The organism is Bacillus shivajii, from assembly GCF_020519665.1.
Taxonomy (GTDB): domain Bacteria; phylum Bacillota; class Bacilli; order Bacillales; family Salisediminibacteriaceae; genus Bacillus_CA; species Bacillus_CA shivajii.
Genome location: NZ_CP084703.1, coordinates 857,207 through 875,785 on the forward strand (window position 1 = coordinate 857,207; position 18,579 = coordinate 875,785).

Annotated in this window: 21 protein-coding genes, 1 pseudogene and 1 riboswitch; of the genes and pseudogenes, 15 read left to right on the forward strand and 7 right to left on the reverse strand. The window is 38.0% G+C overall.

Translation table 11 applies throughout. The annotated features are described in order from the left end of the window. Positions 1-6: 6 nt before the first annotated feature. From LGQ02_RS04110 to LGQ02_RS04120, 3 genes are all read right to left on the reverse strand, one after another. Positions 7-252, reverse strand: coding sequence for a hypothetical protein (locus tag LGQ02_RS04110; protein ID WP_226516963.1), 246 nt, complete (start codon positions 250-252; stop codon positions 7-9). A gap of 274 nt (positions 253-526) precedes the next feature. Then, positions 527-667, reverse strand: coding sequence for a hypothetical protein (locus LGQ02_RS04115; RefSeq protein WP_226516964.1), 141 nt, complete (start codon positions 665-667; stop codon positions 527-529). Beyond that, positions 664-1,941 carry a helix-turn-helix domain-containing protein gene (locus LGQ02_RS04120; protein ID WP_226516965.1) on the reverse strand — a complete coding sequence of 426 codons (1,278 nt, stop codon included), beginning with the start codon at positions 1,939-1,941 and terminating at the stop codon, positions 664-666. The genes LGQ02_RS04115 and LGQ02_RS04120 overlap by 4 nt, the downstream gene beginning before the upstream one ends. A 356-nt stretch (positions 1,942-2,297) precedes the next feature. Between LGQ02_RS04120 and LGQ02_RS04125 the strand changes: the two genes are divergently transcribed. From LGQ02_RS04125 to LGQ02_RS04140, 4 genes are all read left to right on the forward strand, one after another. Continuing rightward, entirely contained in the window at positions 2,298-3,257 is a 960-nt protein-coding gene (locus LGQ02_RS04125; protein WP_226516966.1) for a hypothetical protein, read from the forward strand. 312 nt (positions 3,258-3,569) lie between these two features. Then, positions 3,570-4,070: a hypothetical protein gene (locus LGQ02_RS04130; protein WP_226516967.1), complete on the forward strand. Its 501-nt coding sequence runs from the start codon at positions 3,570-3,572 to the stop codon at positions 4,068-4,070. A gap of 15 nt (positions 4,071-4,085) precedes the next feature. Beyond that, a complete protein-coding gene (locus LGQ02_RS04135) occupies positions 4,086-4,439 on the forward strand; it encodes a hypothetical protein (protein ID WP_226516968.1) in 354 nt (117 codons plus the stop codon). 111 nt (positions 4,440-4,550) lie between these two features. After that, entirely contained in the window at positions 4,551-5,642 is a 1,092-nt protein-coding gene (locus tag LGQ02_RS04140; protein ID WP_264184020.1) for a nitric oxide synthase oxygenase, read from the forward strand. Here LGQ02_RS04140 and LGQ02_RS04145 read toward each other — a convergent pair. Next, positions 5,639-6,127 (reverse strand): annotated as a pseudogene (locus tag LGQ02_RS04145) (staygreen family protein). The gene LGQ02_RS04140 and the pseudogene LGQ02_RS04145 sit on opposite strands and share 4 nt — an antisense overlap. Before the next feature lie 191 nt (positions 6,128-6,318). Then, positions 6,319-6,753: an NUDIX hydrolase gene (locus tag LGQ02_RS04150; RefSeq protein WP_226516970.1), complete on the reverse strand. Its 435-nt coding sequence runs from the start codon at positions 6,751-6,753 to the stop codon at positions 6,319-6,321. Between the two features lie 86 nt (positions 6,754-6,839). Here LGQ02_RS04150 and LGQ02_RS04155 point away from each other — a divergent pair, with 86 nt between their 5' ends. The 6 genes from LGQ02_RS04155 to LGQ02_RS04180 all read left to right on the forward strand — a co-directional run bounded on the left by LGQ02_RS04155 (position 6,840) and on the right by LGQ02_RS04180 (position 12,165). Further along, a complete protein-coding gene (locus LGQ02_RS04155; RefSeq protein ID WP_226516971.1) occupies positions 6,840-7,238 on the forward strand; it encodes a VOC family protein in 399 nt (132 codons plus the stop codon). An 11-nt stretch (positions 7,239-7,249) separates the two neighbouring features. After that, positions 7,250-7,633 carry an HIT family protein gene (locus LGQ02_RS04160; RefSeq protein WP_226516972.1) on the forward strand — a complete coding sequence of 128 codons (384 nt, stop codon included), beginning with the start codon at positions 7,250-7,252 and terminating at the stop codon, positions 7,631-7,633. A 247-nt stretch (positions 7,634-7,880) separates the two neighbouring features. Continuing rightward, a riboswitch (SAM riboswitch) is annotated at positions 7,881-8,006 on the forward strand. A 138-nt stretch (positions 8,007-8,144) separates the two neighbouring features. Continuing rightward, the gene (locus LGQ02_RS04165; protein WP_226516973.1) at positions 8,145-9,173 is read left to right on the forward strand and encodes a methionine ABC transporter ATP-binding protein; all 1,029 of its coding nucleotides are present in this window, start codon (positions 8,145-8,147) and stop codon (positions 9,171-9,173) included. Further along, positions 9,163-9,825, forward strand: a complete 663-nt coding sequence (locus LGQ02_RS04170) for a methionine ABC transporter permease (RefSeq protein WP_226516974.1) — start codon at positions 9,163-9,165, stop codon at positions 9,823-9,825. The genes LGQ02_RS04165 and LGQ02_RS04170 overlap by 11 nt, the downstream gene beginning before the upstream one ends. Before the next feature lie 275 nt (positions 9,826-10,100). After that, complete coding sequence (locus LGQ02_RS04175) at positions 10,101-10,922, forward strand: MetQ/NlpA family ABC transporter substrate-binding protein (protein ID WP_226516975.1); 822 nt, start codon at positions 10,101-10,103, stop codon at positions 10,920-10,922. A 49-nt stretch (positions 10,923-10,971) separates the two neighbouring features. After that, complete coding sequence (locus LGQ02_RS04180; RefSeq protein ID WP_226516976.1) at positions 10,972-12,165, forward strand: M20 family metallopeptidase; 1,194 nt, start codon at positions 10,972-10,974, stop codon at positions 12,163-12,165. A gap of 160 nt (positions 12,166-12,325) precedes the next feature. Here the strand turns inward: LGQ02_RS04180 and LGQ02_RS04185 are convergent, their stop codons facing one another. Then, positions 12,326-12,787: a hypothetical protein gene (locus LGQ02_RS04185; RefSeq protein ID WP_226516977.1), complete on the reverse strand. Its 462-nt coding sequence runs from the start codon at positions 12,785-12,787 to the stop codon at positions 12,326-12,328. A gap of 14 nt (positions 12,788-12,801) precedes the next feature. Beyond that, positions 12,802-13,419, reverse strand: a complete 618-nt coding sequence (locus LGQ02_RS04190; protein ID WP_226516978.1) for a hypothetical protein — start codon at positions 13,417-13,419, stop codon at positions 12,802-12,804. Between the two features lie 367 nt (positions 13,420-13,786). Here LGQ02_RS04190 and LGQ02_RS04195 point away from each other — a divergent pair, with 367 nt between their 5' ends. The 5 genes from LGQ02_RS04195 to argB all read left to right on the forward strand — a co-directional run bounded on the left by LGQ02_RS04195 (position 13,787) and on the right by argB (position 18,577). Further along, positions 13,787-14,407 (forward strand): alpha/beta hydrolase, encoded by a 621-nt coding sequence (locus LGQ02_RS04195; RefSeq protein ID WP_226516979.1) that lies wholly within the window; start codon positions 13,787-13,789, stop codon positions 14,405-14,407. 2 nt (positions 14,408-14,409) lie between these two features. Next, a complete protein-coding gene (locus LGQ02_RS04200) occupies positions 14,410-15,015 on the forward strand; it encodes a flavin reductase family protein (protein WP_226516980.1) in 606 nt (201 codons plus the stop codon). 439 nt (positions 15,016-15,454) lie between these two features. After that, a complete protein-coding gene (gene argC, locus LGQ02_RS04205; protein ID WP_226516981.1) occupies positions 15,455-16,492 on the forward strand; it encodes an N-acetyl-gamma-glutamyl-phosphate reductase in 1,038 nt (345 codons plus the stop codon). 25 nt (positions 16,493-16,517) lie between these two features. Continuing rightward, positions 16,518-17,750: a bifunctional ornithine acetyltransferase/N-acetylglutamate synthase gene (gene argJ / locus LGQ02_RS04210; protein ID WP_226516982.1), complete on the forward strand. Its 1,233-nt coding sequence runs from the start codon at positions 16,518-16,520 to the stop codon at positions 17,748-17,750. A gap of 26 nt (positions 17,751-17,776) precedes the next feature. After that, positions 17,777-18,577 carry an acetylglutamate kinase gene (gene argB, locus LGQ02_RS04215; RefSeq protein WP_226516983.1) on the forward strand — a complete coding sequence of 267 codons (801 nt, stop codon included), beginning with the start codon at positions 17,777-17,779 and terminating at the stop codon, positions 18,575-18,577. Positions 18,578-18,579: the final 2 nt, after the last annotated feature.

An 18,579-nucleotide genomic window follows, 5' to 3' on the forward strand; every position in this document is an offset into this window, starting at 1 on the left:
AGCCTCCTAGAATTGTACATTTGGAATTGGGTTAGCAAACTCGGGTTGAATTTGGAACAAGTCAAATCCGTCTGGATCAATAACGGTGTTTACAACATTCGTATTAAATGTAACCCCAACTTGAATTCCACCTGACATTAATACTTTTCCTTCAAGGGCCCAATCGACTTGGTTATTTTGGCCAGAGGCGATCGAAGAGTTTGGGCCAACTGAGTTTACATTAATTTGATTAAAGACAACAGAAACTGGCATAACACTCACAACCTTATTGATAGTCTTCTTGTATAAAGTATGATTTAAGAATAAAGAACGTGATTGAGTGGTGGAGAAGAATATAAAGACCTTTTTTGTATCGTATTGAATATAGGTTATAAATTGAATTTGTATGGGGAGAAGGTGTAGGACCCAACGTGTTATTTTTAGTTAAGTGATGTCGTTACAATGAAGATTGTGACAAGAAGATATAAAGGTGATTATAGAAAGGGGAAAGCCCCGAAAGACAATGTCTTTTCGGGGCTTTCAGTGATTAACCTAAATCATCATAGCTGATTGTGTGTGGACGCGGTGCGTCACCGTCGTGAGGAGAAGAAATACTTTCGGTTGGTGTACTGACAAATAAAAGAGAAAATGCAGATAATAATAGTAGTTTACTGATAAGTTTTTTCATACTCTTGGCTCCTTATAAATTTTTTTTATAGTATCTAGTTCTAAACTTAAATAATAGTGAGCGGATTTATATTTCTTTTGTTCATAATAATAATCACTTAAATGCTTACACTCACCCTCGATATCAATGAAAAATTTCTTTTTATAAAAGTATTCAATTGCCTCTTTCATATACTTTTCATATACATCATAATTTAATAATAAATACTCCATTTTTGCTTCTATTAATTTAATTCGGTATAACTCAAATTCGTCTGTGCTTATTTCTTTTACTTCTAATAATAATTTTTTTAGACTGTGAAAGTCACTCATATTAAAATAGACTTTTGCTAAAGTATAGTATGTAACGAAAATGTTATTGGGATCTGAGGTTTTCTTTATTTTGATACTAGATTTATAGTAATTTAGGCTTTTTTCAAATTCACAATTATTAGCACAAGTGTTTCCTAAGTTATGCAATATTTTAGCTTTATTTGCATCAAGTTTCTTTTCCTCTGCAAGGTTAAAGCCTCTTTGAAGGACCTTCTCAGCTTCTTCGTAATTTTGCATTTCGTTTAGAATCATTCCCTGTAAAATATAACATTCTACAGTTTCTCTCCACTTATGATGTTCGAGATACATAGTCCGTGCAGATTGTACGTATTCTAAAGCTTTTGTCAGGTTGTAAAGGTAATAACAAATAAGACCTAAATTAAATATAATCTTTACTCGTTTCCCTTCATCTTCTGTATACATGGAGGCCTTGCTAAAGTAATGATAGCTTTCAATGTAATTCCTTTTTTCATATATGAGAAGGCCAGATACATAAGTATACTTGAATTTAAGTTTATGGTTGTAGGACTCTAACTCATCTTCTTGGATGTAAAACTTAATCTCCTCATAAGACTTCTCAGCTTCTTTAAGGTTAAGAAGTTTAATGTCATGTAAACACTTTAGTAAAAGATACTCTGCTTCCTGATAGATTGAAGGAATGTATTCGAACTTCTTTTTCTGTTTTTCTACAAAAGCCTTAGCTTCTTTTAAGTCGCTTTCGATTAGTTCCTCGTACTCTGCTAGCAGTTTGTCCAATTCAGGAGAATGTTCATGAACGTTCAGTAAATAACTGGTAGGAACTTGTAACCTTTGTGCGATTGATTCTAGTATATCGGTAGAGGGGACATATCGTCCACTTTCAATGTTACTATAATGCGATGTTGAGACGATCCCTTTACAAAGGTTTAGTTGAGAAACGCGATTTAATTTACGGATTTTCTTCAATCTATTACCTATATGCAAAACTTCTCCCTCCTTCGGAATTATATTTAGGTAGAAAAAAATATATTTTGAATTGATTCTACAATAGCTAATTATACGTGAAAGTGAAGAAGAATGCTTAATAAATGTTTTAGGAACTTAATAAAAGATGTTAATAGAAGGTAGGATTGTTTCCTTAGTTTCAAGGACTTTTGCAGAAACTGCAAAAGGTTTTTTCTTCTGTCTCCCGTGATATGATTTTCTTAAGCATAAAGGAAGTTGCTTGTTGAGTTGTTTTAAATCTACGTTTTGATAATTACTATAATTGGAAAAAACAGAAAAAACAAGGTACTTTCAGATCGTTTTCTACGACGCAATAATAATAGGGAGGGTGCAAGATGGTAATAGACGAAAAAATTCTGCATGATGATTTATACGAAATAATGAAAAGTCAAGTTCAGCAAGATTTTCACCATGGGTTATTTGATGACCATTTATTGACCCTGTCATATATGTCTACCACTCTTTCTCAACGGCAAAAGCTCGATTATGAGACGCTGGTAGATATTTGGATTCGCTATCGGATTCATAATCAGATTCAAAAAGTATACATGAAGGATCCTGAAGTTTTCGAAGGATTTAAAGAGGTTAAAGACTCAGCGAACCTTAATCAATTGTTAGATTTAGGTGCGATCTTTGTTTCTTTTCATTATGGGCATGACCGTTATGCTCCATTAGAAGTTGGCAAAAAATTAAGAGAAAAAGATCGGTATCTGTATTTAATTACAGATCCAGAAGAAACGGTCGAAGAACAATGGGTGACATATCAACAAAAGTTCCATGTTGATGACCTAGCATCTGACGGAGTTTTTCATGACCCAAAAGTTGAATCATTAATTTCAAAAAATGAAAATGTTTTTTTCTATTTAGATGATAAAGTTGGTTTTGATGAAGAAGTAAGTCCTTTTAAAGTGAAATTTATGTCCAAAAGCCAAAAGGCACCGAGTTCAATTTTTCGTTTAGCAGTGAAATTCCAAAAGCCGATCTGTTTTATTCACTCAACATTAAATGAAGCAGGTGAGCCGATCTTACACATTTATGGACCGTTATGGGTGCAAGACAATGAAATTAAAGGCTCGGTCCAATTCATTTATGAATTGTTTGAAGAGGAACTTTGGGAAAAGCCCTACTTATGGAAGAAATGGCATCGGTATAAGCCACTAGAAGAGTATGCCGATGAGATGATTAATAGAGCCGATCCGAATATTGATGTTCTAAATAGGTGGGGGACTCACGGGTTGAATATTCAATCTGGACTCATCTATCAAATTGCCTCATCTGTATTTGCAGCAAAGTAATCCATCCAATTAACCCTAGGTAAGTTTTTAAGTCAATTTCCCCTTATTGTTATATATATATTAACCAAGTTCAAAACGAACTTGGTCTTTTTTTCACGTTAAGAATCTATAAAATTTTAGCTATGAAGGTACTCAACGTAGTAAAAATTTTTACGTTTGAAGTATAAGTGCAACTACGGCTCTATCTTCGCCAAAAGGCTCGGCAATCGCCGAGTTTTCTTTAGGTTTTTACCAACTTATTCCAGGTGGTTGGTACCTGGATATTTTAGGAAGTTTTGAGGGGAGGATATGTAGAAAGAAGGGGTGTAGCTGATGAGTTTGGAAACGACATTTATGGTTGTTTTATTTATTCTTGTTGGGTTTCCTTTGTCTGTCTTTATTCATGAGTTTGGTCATGCAGTGGGGGTTTTATTAACGACAAAGAAGGATGTTCATATTTTTGTTGGACCACGAACGCCAGAAAATGAAGAAACAATAAGGATCGGTCGTTGTCATGTTCATTTTCAATGGTCGACAGGGGGATCTTGTGCTGTGGTGATGTCAGAAGATGAGTGGTCAAAACAAACGACTTTATTATTCTTTTTGCTTGGCCCTATCTTTTCTTTCGTTGCTGCTTGTTTTTTTCTTTTTATGGCTAATTTTGTAGACAGTGACTCCTTTTTATCTGTTTTATTCTTTTGGACTGGATATTTGAATGTAATCATGTTTATAATCGCAGTAATTCCAATAAAATATCCAGCTATGACAAGCCAGTTGAATGGAGCTCATTCAGACGGGTATGAAGTCATCCGATTAATTTTTAGTAAAAGCTAGTAAAAGGGGATAAGAATGATGGTTTACTGTGAGAATTGTGATTGTGAAATCGACGAAGTAATAATGGAAGCAGACTATGCAGCAGACCCATTTTGGTGTATGCATTGTAAAAGCAACCTTGACCTAGAAATGTTTCCGTTACCTGAACATGTAAAAGTGATGTTAATGGAGTGGGCGCTTGAATACGGAAGCTTTATCGACTTAGGGAAAGAGGCATATAGTGAAAACGGGCGTGAGAGAGAGAAAGCATTCAATGAAAAAGGTCTAGCTTTAAAGAAAATGGTTGATTATGAAATCGAACCTGGTTATCAGATTGTATATAAGCCATCTGAGTTTTATAAAACAGTTGAAGAGACTAATGATAAATAGAAAATTAATTCCAGGTTATTTCCAGGTGCCAGACGCCTTGAAGTGTTTGGAAATTGATTAGAACTTAATTGAGGGATGAACACATAAGAAATTTACGAATGGAGACAAATGATGACTAGCTTGTATGAGAAGGCAAAAGTGTTTATAACACAATGTTATAAAGAGTTAGGAATGGAAGAAAGGGAAGAACAACGCCTTAAAGAAATTAATGAAGAAATCGATGAGACTGGCACTTATCAACACACGTTTGATGAGTTATCTCATGGTGCCAAAATGGCGTGGAGAAATAGTAACAAATGCATTGGACGTCTCTTTTGGGATACCCTTCATGTCATTGATGCTAGAGATGTTACGGAGGCAGATGAGGTATTTGATGCATTGCACCATCATATTAAGTACGCGACAAACAATGGAAAAATTCGACCGACAATTACAATTTTTCCACCGAGGAATAAAGGGCATGACCCAGTTCGAATTTGGAACCATCAGCTTATCCGATATGCAGGCTATGAAACAGAGGATGGTGTCATCGGTGATTCATGGTCGACACGGTTTACTCAAGTTTGTGAACAGTTAGGGTGGGAAGGTGAAAAAACAAATTATGATTTTCTACCACATGTTGTCCAAATGAATGGCGGTAAACCCGATTGGAGGAAGGCTCCCAAAGAGATCATTCTCGAAGTTGAAATCGATCATCCTGAAAACAACGCCTTTAAAGATTTGAACGTAAAATGGTATGGGGTACCCATTATTTCAGACATGATGTTAGAAATTGGTGGGATTGAATACCCTGCTGCTCCTTTTAACGGTTGGTATATGGGAACAGAAATTGGCGCTAGAAACTTAGCTGATGAAGATCGGTACAATATGCTACCGAAAGTTGCGTCTGTTTTTGGTCTTGATACAAGAAAGAATTCGTGGCTATGGAAAGATCGAGCGCTTGTAGAGCTTAATCGAGCTGTTCTTCATTCGTTTCAACAGCAAGGAGTAAGCATCGTCGATCATCATACTGCGGCTGAACAATTCCGTCAGTTCGAGAAAAAAGAAGGAGAGGCAGATAGGAGACTGACCGGCGATTGGACGTGGCTTATTCCACCAGTTTCTCCAGCTGCCACACATATTTTTCATAAAGAATACAACGATGTGATGATGACACCAAACTATTTTTACCAAGAGAAACCTTATATTAATGAGGAACCTTAAGCATGATTACGAAGTATATTAGAATTTTTGTTCAAGTACATTCTTGGAGTCCCATAATAGAAAGTATGGCGATACGGCTCAAAAGTGGAGTGAAAGATGATATAAATCGGTGAATCAAGTAACGATGGATAGTTAGTGAAGAACGGGAGGTCACCTAAAATCATCCCTTTAAGTGCCGTATCCATTTCTCTTTTGAAAATACGATAACGAATTTGAGCCTCCTCTTCGCTAAACTCACCACCATCAACGTTAGCAACCCCTACTAAATAGTAACGGCAATGGTTGTCTATTTGCCATGATGCTATAACTTCATCTCGCATTTTCTAATCAATCGCTTCAGTATTGTAAATATATCCGATATCTAAAAATAATTCTCCAGTTATATCAGAATGAGTCAATGTGTATTTTCTACCTAAAAGTGGTTGATAGAAATCTGCTGGGGGAATGGTCTTTACTGTTAACTTCTCAGGATCAAAAGAAGACAAAGAAATACCTCCATACTGTTATTTTATTGAGGAAGGGTAGTAGAAATCGCTGTTGTAAACCCTCGTTGTACGATATGTAGGTTTATGACAACATGAGTGGGTAATCGCCTATATTTCATAGAATGTTTTGCCTAGTAGAGAAGCGCTGAAACTGTTCTTTCTAGTAATTCATGAACAACCTTCGATCATATTCATGAATACTTCCTAATTAAGGAAAGGTAATCTCCTTGCTGTCCTGCTAATTGTGGAAGGGAGTGAACGGCTTCCCACCTATATTTGAATACTAGTCCTTCGTCTTCACCGCCACCTGTTACGTGATGTGCCCAGCTTTGTAAATGCTCTCCTTGTATGTGTAAAACAAAAACATGGCGTTCGTGTAATTCCTGTTTTTCCGGGTGAGTGTAGTAGAAGACGCCGACTTTTCTTTGGAGATGTAACTTACTCCGTTTTAGTCCTGACTCTTCTTCAATTTCTCGAAAGAGTGCATCTTCAATTTTTTCTCCTTCTTCGACGGTCCCGCCCGGTACTTGGATTCCTGCTTCTGGTATGTCTTTATGGTCATGCACGAGAAGCTCAAGCTGTTCTCTGTTGCGTCTTGTAATGTATGCTAATACTTTTACTTTCATCTTTTCCTCCTTTAAAACATATTGTTCCAAAATTATATAGGAAAATCTATCGTTATGTCGAATCGATTGATGAAAGGAGTGAGGGAATGCAATTCACACATACACGTTTATTAGTAAAAGATTATGAGACTTGTTTTAAGTTTTATAAAGATACTTTAGGGTTTGAAGTCGATTGGGGGGACGAAAACACAAATTACGCTCAGTTTCAAACGGGTGGACATTTACTTGCGATTTTTGGTCGGAAAATGATGGCTGATGCAGTTGGAAAAAGCGATCGACCTCTAGAAGCACAACAAATGGATCGCATTGTCCTTATCTTTCGCGTAGACAATGTGGATGAATCAGCATACTCGTTGAAGAAGAATGGAGTTAGTCTTGATCTTGAGCCGGTTGATCGACCAGATTGGGGGATTCGTGTTGCTCACTTTAGAGACCCTGACGGGAACTTAATCGAGATAAATGAACCGATCCCATATACTGGTTAGGAGGGATTAACGTGGAACAATGTTCTTTGTGCCATTTTTATGAGTATACGGGGCAAAAAGTTGTGTACGAAAATGAGTATTGTTTATTTTTACAAATGCCACAAGAAGTGTTAATCGGTTCAGGACTCATTATCCCGAAAGAGCATCGTCAAACAGTCTTTGACTTAACGGGAGCAGAATGGAAAGCAACATACGATTTGCTCCGCGAAGTAAAAAGAAAACTAGATGAAGAATATCATCCTGACGGTTATAACGTTGGCTGGAATTGTGAAGAAGTAGGTGGTCAGTCGATTCCTCATGCTCATATGCATGTGATTCCTAGATATAAAGATGAGCCTTATGCTGGCAAAGGGATTCGGTATTGGTTAAAAAGTAGGGAGAATACACGAATCTAAGTAGTTAATGGATCGTATAAAAATCGATACGACCTTGAGCATTCAATGAACGACAAGCATTCCATAAAAAAAAATTTTTTATAAAAAATTCGGAACACTAAATATTATTGATGAATCAGTAATGATTGCGTTTTCAAAATGTAAGATAAATTCATTTTAATCACTATTTTCCGAAAAGTCGATATTGACACATTGTTTTTGCAGATGTAAGATACCCATTACCAACAAAAAACAAAAAATAATAATCTTCTTATCCAGAGAGACAGAGGGACATGGCCCAATGAAGTCTCGGCAGCGGATTTTTACGTATGAAATGTCGTAAAAGTACTGTGCCAATTCCTGCAAGCTATCATAAAAGCTTGGAAGATGAGAAGAGCGAGTTACATACATATATTTTGTGTGAACCCCTCTTCTTATTTGAAAGAAGAGGGGTTTTTTGTTTTAAAAATTGTCATGGACCTGGTCTAGTACAATTTTGTGAACGAGATAGAAAGGGGTTTTAATAGACAGCATGATTACATTTGATAATGTCAGTAAAGTTTTTGGAGATGGTGAAGAAGGGGTTGCAGCGGTAAAGGATGTATCGTTGCAAGTGAATAAAGGTGATATCTACGGTGTGATTGGTTTTAGTGGGGCTGGAAAAAGTACGCTTGTCCGGTGTGTAAACCTTCTAGAGCGACCAACTTCAGGAAGAGTTCTCGTCAATGAGCAGGATATGATGAAATTATCAGCTGCGTCACTGCGTGATGCTAGGAAAAAGATCGGAATGGTCTTCCAGCATTTTAACTTATGTGAGTCGAAAACAGTTTTTAATAATGTGGCCATTCCATTGTATTTATCAAAAACACCAAAAGAAGAAGTGAAACAGCGAGTAAATGAACTATTAGAATTCGTTGGGTTATCTGATAAGGCATCTCAATATCCAGATCAATTATCTGGTGGGCAAAAGCAGCGTGTAGGTATTGCCAGGGCGCTTTCGACTTCACCTGAAGTTTTACTATGTGATGAAGCAACATCAGCACTCGACCCGCAAACAACAGATTCCATTTTACAGCTTGTAAAAAAAGTGAATCGCGAGCTTAACATTACCGTCCTAATGATTACACACGAAATGAACGTGATTCGTGAAGTTTGTAATAAAGTAGCAGTCATGGAAAATGGAGAGCTGATCGAAGAAGGAAGCGTGTTCGATGTATTCTCAAAGCCAAAAGCCAGAACGACGAAAAACTTTGTGAATTCTGTTATGCAGGATGACATTCCGAAATCGATCTTAAATATGCTTGATCCGCAAAATCAGCGAAAGCCGCTATACAGAATTTTATTTGAAGGAAATTTAGCTGGAAAGCCTGTTTTATCTCAAGTGGCAAGAAAGTTTGAACTCGACGTGAATGTCCTGCACGGTCATATCACAGAATTGCAAGAACAACCATTTGGGAATTTAATTGTCCAGTTTGACGGAGCAGACCAGAATATAGAGAAAGCTGTTGAATACATCGGAGAGAACTTGATCATCAAGGAGGTAGAAAATCATGAACGTTGAGTGGAGTACATTTTGGGTTCGCGTTTGGGATGCGACTCTTGAAACATTGGCGATGACCGGTTTTTCCTTATTATTTGCAGCATTAATCGGTTTGCCAGTAGGAATTGCATTAGTTGTTACAAGAGACGGAGGCTTATTTGAAAGTCCATTATTTTTCCGCGTGACAAATACGATCGTAAATATTTTTAGATCAGTACCATTTATTATATTAATGGTTGCGATCATTCCATTTACGAGGTTTGTCGTTGGTACATCTATTGGAACAGCAGCGGCAGTCGTACCATTAGTCGTTTTTGCAGCACCATTTATTGCAAGACTCGTAGAGAGTAGTTTACTAGAAGTATCACCCGGAATCATTGAAGCAGCCGAGGCAATGGGGGCAACCCCATGGCAAATTATATTTCGATTTATGGTGCCAGAAGCATTAAGTTCACTTGTTTTGAACTTTACGATTGCAACGATTGGTATTATTGGAGCTTCAGCGATGGCAGGAGCCGTTGGAGGCGGTGGTCTTGGTGACTTAGCGATTGCCTACGGATACCAGCGCTTTATGGGAGATGTCATGTTAGTTACCGTTATTATATTAATTGTTTTAGTGCAAGGGATTCAAATGTTTGGTAATAAGCTATCACAAGCAATTCGCAGACATTAAGAAATAGGCTCCGTTAAAGTTATTTTTCGGAGTGTTGTTGATAAAACACGAGACTCCTGTGGGATAAGCGTCAGGTGAAGACTCCATAGAACGAGCTTGAGAGTTCGAGGAGGCTGAGGCGACGCCCACGGCAAAGTAGACACCGTAAATGCGAGCAAAGTGAAGCATGAACGGATGTCGCACTTGTGCCTTGAGGTGAAAGTGAGTGTCTTTTATCAACAACGAACTTTAACAAAATAAATAGTAAATTTGAAAAAATAAGGAGAGAAAACAACATGAAAAAATTATTTACAACATTAACGAGCATTTTTACATTAACGATTCTTTTAACTGCATGTGGCGGAGATGACGACACGATCACAGTTGGTGTGAACGGTTCAGGAATTCCAATGTGGGAATTTGTTGCTGAAAAAGCAGAAGCAGAGGGAATCAATCTTGAGATTATGGAGTTTGCTGATTATGTCCGTCCGAACATGGCTTTAGCAGATGGTGAAATAGACATTAATGCATTCCAAACAGTTTCATACTTTGATAACTTCATTGAAGAGCATAACCTTGATTTAGTACCAATCGGTTCAACATTAATTGCACCAATGGGCTTGTATTCAGAAAAGTATACTTCTTATGAAGAGATTCCTGAAGGTGCAGAAATAGCCGTTCCACAAGAAGAGACGAACCAAGGGCGTGCCCTTCTTTTGCTAGAGGCAGCAGGATTTATTGAATTAGTTGATGATTTTAACGGTGTTGGTGGCGTAGAGAATATCGTCTCTAACCCACATGACATCGAAATTGTAGAAATCGTTGCCGCTCAAACACCACGAGTATTGCCTGACGTTGATGCATCTGTGATCAACAACGGTGTAGCTGTTGAAGCAGGATTTATTCCTGTTCAAGATGCCATCTTTATTGAAGACCATACGACGGCTGAACCATACATTAATATCATCGCAACCCAAGCAGAGCGTGCCGATGATGAAGTACTACAAACGATCGTAGAGCTTTACCAGCAAGAAGACACAGCTGATCACATTCGTGAAGTTTATAATGACTCGTTAATTCCAGTGTTTGTTGATCTTGATGTATTAAAAGAATATTAATCGATATTTTAAAAGACTAAAAAATCAATAGTAAATGGAGGATGATTTCATGACAACGACAACTACTTTAAAAGAGACCATTATCGAAAATGTAGAAAATAATAAAGATAAATATCTTGAAACAAGTCACGCGATTCATGCAAAACCTGAAATAGGCAATGAAGAGTACTTTGCTTGTGAAACATTAACCGCGTTACTAGAAAACGAAGGGTTTACTGTTGAAATAGGTGTTGCAGGTCATGAAACATCCTTTGTTGCAACATATAAATCTGATAAAGAAGGGCCGAACATTAGTTTTTTAGCAGAGTATGATGCATTGCCAGGCCTTGGTCATGCGTGTGGCCATAACATTATCGGTACAACAAGTGTTGCAGCAGGTATTGCACTGTCAAAGGCAGTTCGTGAAACGGGAGGGACCGTGACCGTTCTTGGAACACCTGCAGAAGAGGGTGGAGAAAACGGAAGTGCAAAAGGGAGCTTTGTAAAGCATGGGTACCTTGAGAACGTTGATGCAGCGTTAATGATTCATCCATACAACAAAAACACCCGTACAGGAAATTCATTAGCAGTTGACCCACTCGATTTTGAATTTCGCGGTCAAGCAGCCCATGCAGCCGCATCTCCTGAAGATGGAATCAATGCATTAGATGGTGTCATCCAATTGTTTAATGGTGTAAATGCATTGCGACAACACGTAACAGACGACGTTCGAATTCATGGGATCATTACGCACGGTGGGGATGCACCTAACATTGTTCCTGATTATGCAAAAGCACGTTTCTATATTCGAGCAGCTGAAAGAGAAACGTGTAATGAAGTGACAGAAAAAGTGAAGAGAATCGCTGAAGGTGCCGCACTTTCAACTGGAACAACGCATCGTGTTATCAAAATTCAAAACGAAGTCGATAACTTTAAGTTAAACGATCGCTTTGACGAGCTGTTTCAAAAGCAATGGGAGAGCTTAGGGGAGCCGTTTGATCCGGAGAACACGAAAGGTTTAGGATCAACGGATGCCGGTAACGTCAGTCAAGTAGTTCCGACGATTCATCCATTTTTGAAAATCGGACCAGAAGACCTCGTTGTTCATACAGATGCTTTTCGTGAAGCAGCAAAGTCCGAGCAAGGCGATCATGCTCTTATACAAGGAGCAAAAGCATTGGCTTTAACAGGGCTAGAGCTATTAACAAATCATGAAGCATTAAAGGAAATCCAATATGAGTTTCGTACGAAAACAAAAGGATAAAGAGCCGGAAAAACCAATTTCTCTGACATTATTATTTGGGTATGAACATTAATAGAAGTTGCAGAAAACACAGTGATATTCATTTTGAAATCACTGTGTTTTTTTCGAAAGTCTGTCCTAAGAAAGAATGGGTTAATGGTATTCAGGCCCTAATATATTTTTAACCGTCTAGTAATACATCGAGTCCTTCATAAATATTATTTAAAATTGATATATGAAGGGTGAGTAACACAATAAGCGATATAACTGCGACCGCTACATGTAGTATTTTTTTGTACTTTTGCCATTTTGTTTTCCTATCGGCACTTTCTGCTTCCTTCCCTCCACGATACCACTTAATCCAAGCCAGAACTCCGACTAATAACAATGATACGAAGGTAAGAGCTGACGACCGAAGGCTATCAATTTGAGAGGTAAGTCGTATCGCTTCTAACTCAATATCAAATATGTATATTTTAGGATCAAGCATACCATGGTAAATGATGATTTGACCTTCGACATGTTCATGTGTAAAGCTGTACGGATAAAACCCAGACCAAGCGGCATAAAAAAGAAAAGAGGCGATGATTGCAAAATGAACAGCGTCTATTATATTGCGTTTATTAGAGAAGAACTTTTTCATGAATTGCTTCTACCTTACTTTTCCATATTATCTGTAATTTTTATATTAAAAACAAGTATTCGGACGCTGTCGCCTATTAACCTTTGAAAATCTTTTTCATTCTGGTAATCATAGGTGTAAATTTGATCTCCAGCATATTGATAAACAGCGAGACGTTTTGTTTCTCCTACTTTTAAACCGACTCTGTCGGAACTAATGGCATAGTTACTTCTCCATGACGAATATTCAATTTCCTTTGTAGGCTCTGTTTTAGTAGGGTGAGCTGTGACTCCAGGTGCATACATAAAAACATACGATTCATCGCTTGCGCGGTTAAGTTTACCGAATCCTAGATTGCCGCTTATGGTTTCATTTAGATTTTTTCCATAACCAAATGCGGCATGAGGTTCCTCTTGTTTTTCTCCGTCAATATATTCGTCTACCCATAAATTCACCCAGTGTGAGTCAGCTTCGTATTGCACGAAATGAAAATTGAAAATGTCTCCTAAATTCAAATCATGAAAGGTTTCGGCATAATTCGAATGTTTATCTGCATGAATGTATGCGATGTATTCATCATCTTGTTCTGTCGTGATGATAGCAAACCCAATGAATAAAAGAAAAAGAAGGCCAATAAATAAATCATTTTTCATAACGGTGTTCCCCCTATTTTATCTTCTGTACTTAAATCCGTGATTAAACAAGTCATTTCTGACTATTTGCTAAAGACTTTGATCTTTTGGTTAGTTGCCGCAAAGAGCGAAGCGATGAGGAGGCCTGCGGTTCGCTCGCGGAAAGCGAGTAGATGGATGGCATACCAACACCAGTTATCACGGATTCAAATTCTGTATCCATACTAACATAATTTTCCATATTTGTGGGGGTGGATGGTTTTATTTATTCGTGAAAAAATAAGTCGTATGTTTTGAAAAGTGTCGTCTGAAAACGCTAAACTATAAGTACTTACTTTTTGAAAGTCTAAAACTTGTAATAAAGATTGTGTCGAAGGGAGTAGTTCGAATGAAACATCTTTTTAAAGAAGGAAAAGAAGGAAACAGAAATACATTGTTATTGTTACACGGAACAGGTGGTAATGAAGAGGATTTACTTCCTTTGCATCCAATGGTTGATTCTGATGCAGCCGTATTAAGTGTAAGAGGAAACGTTGATGAAAATGGTATGAACCGTTTTTTTCGTAGATTAGCTGAAGGTGTTTTTGACAAGGAAGATTTGATATTCCGTACAAAAGAGCTTCATGAGTTTATTGATAAGGCGGCAAAAGATTATAGTTTTGACCGTGATCATGTCATTGCTGTTGGCTATTCTAATGGCGCAAACATTGCTGGTAGTCTTCTTTATCATTATGAAAACAGCTTAAAAGGAGCTGTCCTCTTGCACCCAATGGTACCACGTCGTGATATTGAGTTACCGAACTTAGAAAAAACCCCCGTGTTTATTGGAGCAGGCTCAAATGATCCAATTTGTGCACCTGAAGAAACGAAAGAGCTTGATCAAATGTTAACAAGTGCTGGAGCTGATGTTGAAGTTTATTGGGCAAACCAAGGACACCAGTTGACACGCGATGAGATTGATCACGCTAAAGCTTGGTACGACAAGTATATAAAAGGGGAGGAAGCTTAACTATGCATTCTGTTGATCCGAATTCGTTAAATAAAAAGAAAAATTACGGTTTATTAACGGCAACAGTTGCACCGAGACCGGTAGCATTTGTAAGTACGATGTCAAAAGAAGAGGTGTTAAATGCGGCACCGTTCAGCTATTTTAATGTCATTTCAGCGGAGCCTCCGTTGATATCGATCTCTTGCGGTCGGCGTGGGAGTGAATCGAAGGATACGGCAAGAAATATTTTGGAGCGTGGAGAATTTGTTGTTCATGTAACAGACGAATCAAATGTTGAGGCAGTAAATGAAACGGCTGCCAATTTAGGCCCGGATGAAAGTGAAGTAGAAAAGGTCGGGCTAACTCCCGTTGAAAGTGAAAAAATTAAGGTTCCAGGATTAAAAGAAGCGGCAGTCCGCTTTGAGTGTAAACTGGAAAAACATTTAACTTTTAGTGAAGGAGAAACGACGACAGATTTTATCATTGGGAGAATTGTACAATATCATTTTGCAGATGAAGTGTATAAAGATGGTAAGGTCGACACGGCTGCCTTAAAACCAGTCGGACGACTCGGCGGGCTGGATTATACAACATTAGGAGATATTTTTGCATTAGATCGACCCAAGTAAAAAGCATTACTAAAAAACCTTCCAGGTGTTAGACGCCTGGAAGGTTTTGTTTGTTGAGGATAGAGTACTCTTCTATTGATAATTACGAAAGGTTGGGGTCAGGGGTTTTTTACCACGAGGTATTAGTCGAGTAATTGAAGATGTTAGATTTTGGGGGTTCTTGTTTTTATTTGTCTATGTCTCGGTGATTGCTATATGGCAAGTTTTGTTTAATGTTTGAGCTTATAAAATTCAGCAAAGAATTAAGCTGAGTGAAAATGAAGTGCATGTTCACTCCCTCTGCTTCAAAAAGTGCGAGAACTACCGAGCTTTCTCCTTACTTATAATGAAAAAACCGCATAATTAATAGAAAATAAAAATATTTATAAAAATACAGTTGAATAAATTATTATACATATTTATAATAAATAACAATATACAATCAGAGGAGGAGAGAAATATGAAAGCAGCGATTATTGGAGCAACAGGATATGGAGGTGCTGAATTAATTCGGATATTACAGCACCATTCAGAAGTTGAATTGAGTTCAGTTCATTCATCATCGCAGCAAGGTCTCTCCATCGCTGAGAGCTACCCACATCTTCACGACATCTTTTGTGAAAAACTAGATGATATTGACGCTCAGTTGTTAAAAGAAAAAGCAGACGTTGTTTTTCTTTCGACACCTCCAGGAATATCAAGTCAAATTACCCCCTCACTATTGGAGGAAGGATTAAAAGTCATTGATTTGTCAGGAGATCTCCGTTTAAAAAATGCGGATGTTTATAGGGAATGGTATGGACTTGAGCCTGCCACAGGTGAAATATTAAGCAAAGCCATTTATGGATTACCGGAATGGTCAAAAGAAGAAATAAAATCTGCCCAGCTTATTTCAAATCCAGGCTGTTATCCAACGGCGACACTTTTAGGTCTCACACCGCTTGTCAAAAATCAGCTTATTGATCCAGAATCGATCATTATTGATGCAAAGTCAGGCGTGTCAGGAGCAGGGCGTTCACCATCTGCAATAAGTCATTTTAGTGAAATGAATGATAGTTTAAAAATTTATAAAGTAAACGCTCATAAACATATTCCTGAAATTGAACAAGGGCTGCAACAATTGGATGCAACGATTCCGTCAATTACTTTTAGCACTCATTTAATACCTATGACAAGAGGAATTATGGCGACGATTTATGCCACAGCAAAAGAACCAATCACCGAAAAAAAGTTGCGTTCACTATTCAATGACGCTTATGGAGAAGCTCCATTTGTCAGAGTTCGTAATGAAGGTTCATACCCCGCAACAAAAGAAGTATACGGCACAAATTACTGTGATATCGGTGTTACGTATGATGAACGTACAGGTCGCATCACAGTCGTTTCTGTTATTGATAATTTAATGAAAGGAGCGGCAGGTCAAGCGGTTCAAAACTTAAACATTGCAATGGGAATTGAAGAAACAACAGGTTTAAACTTTGTCCCAGTTTATCCTTAAGACGAAAAAAGAGGGGGAAACAAAGGTGAAAGTATTAAGTGATGAATGCAATGTAATTCCTGTAAATGGTGGAAGCATCGTTACCCCGAAAGGTTTCAAGGCAACGGGGGTTTATACAGGGGTAAAAAGAAAACGGCTAGATTTAGGAGCCATTCTTTGCGAGGTGCCTGCAAGCAGTGCAGCCGTTTATACACTTAATAAAGTGCAAGCCGCACCATTAAAGGTAACAAAAGAAAGTATTGAAAAGAACGGAAAACTTAGGGCGGTAGTCGTAAACAGTGGGAATGCGAATGCGTGTACAGGAAAAAAGGGATTAGAAGACGCTTACGAAATACGAAAGCGCAGTGCTCGGACTTTTGACTTACTAGAACATGAAGTTGCCGTCACTTCAACTGGCTTAATCGGAGAGTATTTACCGATGGACAAAATTGTGCCAGGGATCAAAGAGTTAACTCCTGAACGAACGCTCCGTGGTGCCGACCAATTTAGTGAATCAATATTAACGACGGATAAGGTTAAGAAGCATACTTGTTACAAAATAAAAGTGGATGAAAAAGAGGTAACCGTTGGTGGAGTTGCAAAAGGATCCGGGATGATTCACCCCAATATGGCAACAATGCTTGGCTTTTTAACAACAGATGCAAATATTGAGCCAAACATGCTTCAGCAGGCACTTTCACAAGTAACAGATGAAACATTTAACCGGATCACTGTAGATGGAGACACTTCTACAAACGATATGGTCATCGTCATGGCAAGTGGTTTAGCACGAAATAATACGTTAACAACCGATCATCCGGAATGGCAAAACTTTGTTGGAGCTTTAAAAGCAGCGTGTGAAGACTTAGCAAAGAAAATCGCTCGTGATGGAGAAGGAGCAACAAAGCTAATTGAGGTCCAAGTAAAAGGGGCAAGTACAGATGAAGAAGCAGGGATGATTGCTAAGCAAATTGTTGGTTCAGATCTTGTTAAAACAGCGGTCTATGGTACTGATGCAAATTGGGGACGCATTATTTGTGCAATTGGCTACAGTGGTGCTCAAATACATCCAGAAAAAATTAACATTACCTTTGGTCCAGTTGAGATGTTAAAAAACAGTGAGCCGCTGCCGTTTTCAGAAGCTCTCGCAAAAAAATATTTACAAGAAGAAAACATCACGATTTACGTTGATTTACAAACAGGGCAAGGATTCGGTAAGGCTTGGGGCTGTGATTTAACCTATGATTACGTACGAATTAATGCAGGTTATCGAACGTAGCAAACTTATCATTTAAGGGGGAGAACATGAGAGAAATTATCGTCGTGAAATGTGGAGGAAGTACAATTGATGAGCTTTCCGATGAATTTTTTTTTAGTATAAAAGCGTTAAAAGACGCTGGTAAAACACCAGTGATTGTGCACGGAGGCGGTCCTGGAATTAATCACATGCTCAAACGCTTAAACGTGAAAAGTGAATTTGTTCAAGGACTTCGCAAAACAACAAAAGAAGTGTTAGAAGCCGTAGAAATGGTTCTTTGCGGGAAAGTGAACAAAGCGTTAGTGACGAAATTGCAAAAGACAGGATTAAACGCGATCGGCATATCTGGGTGTGACGGTAGGATAATAGAAGTCACTCCTATTGATAAAGAGAACCTTGGCTTTGTCGGTGAAGCAAAAAACATCAATAACCTTTTACTTGAACAATTTATTCAAAGTGATCTGATCCCTGTCATTGCTCCCGTTGGGATCGGAGTAGATGGAGAGCGATACAATATTAATGCAGATAGCGCAGCTGGAGCTGTAGCTGAAGGATTAGGAGCTAAGCAACTTCTATTTGTCACTGATGTACCAGGAATTTTAAAAGATGGTCATCTGCAAGAGAACGTTACGATTGATGAAGTAGAGAAGTTAATGGTTAATGGCACAATCTCCGGCGGAATGATTCCGAAAGTAAAAGCAGCAATGAAAAGTTTGCAAGGGAAAATAGAAACCGTCTTGATCGTAAACGGAAAAGGCACAACATTATCAAAGCAAGGTTCACTAATCGGCACGAAAGTTATAAAAGGACCTCGTCGAAAAACGTATTATAAAAATAAGGTGGTTTAGAA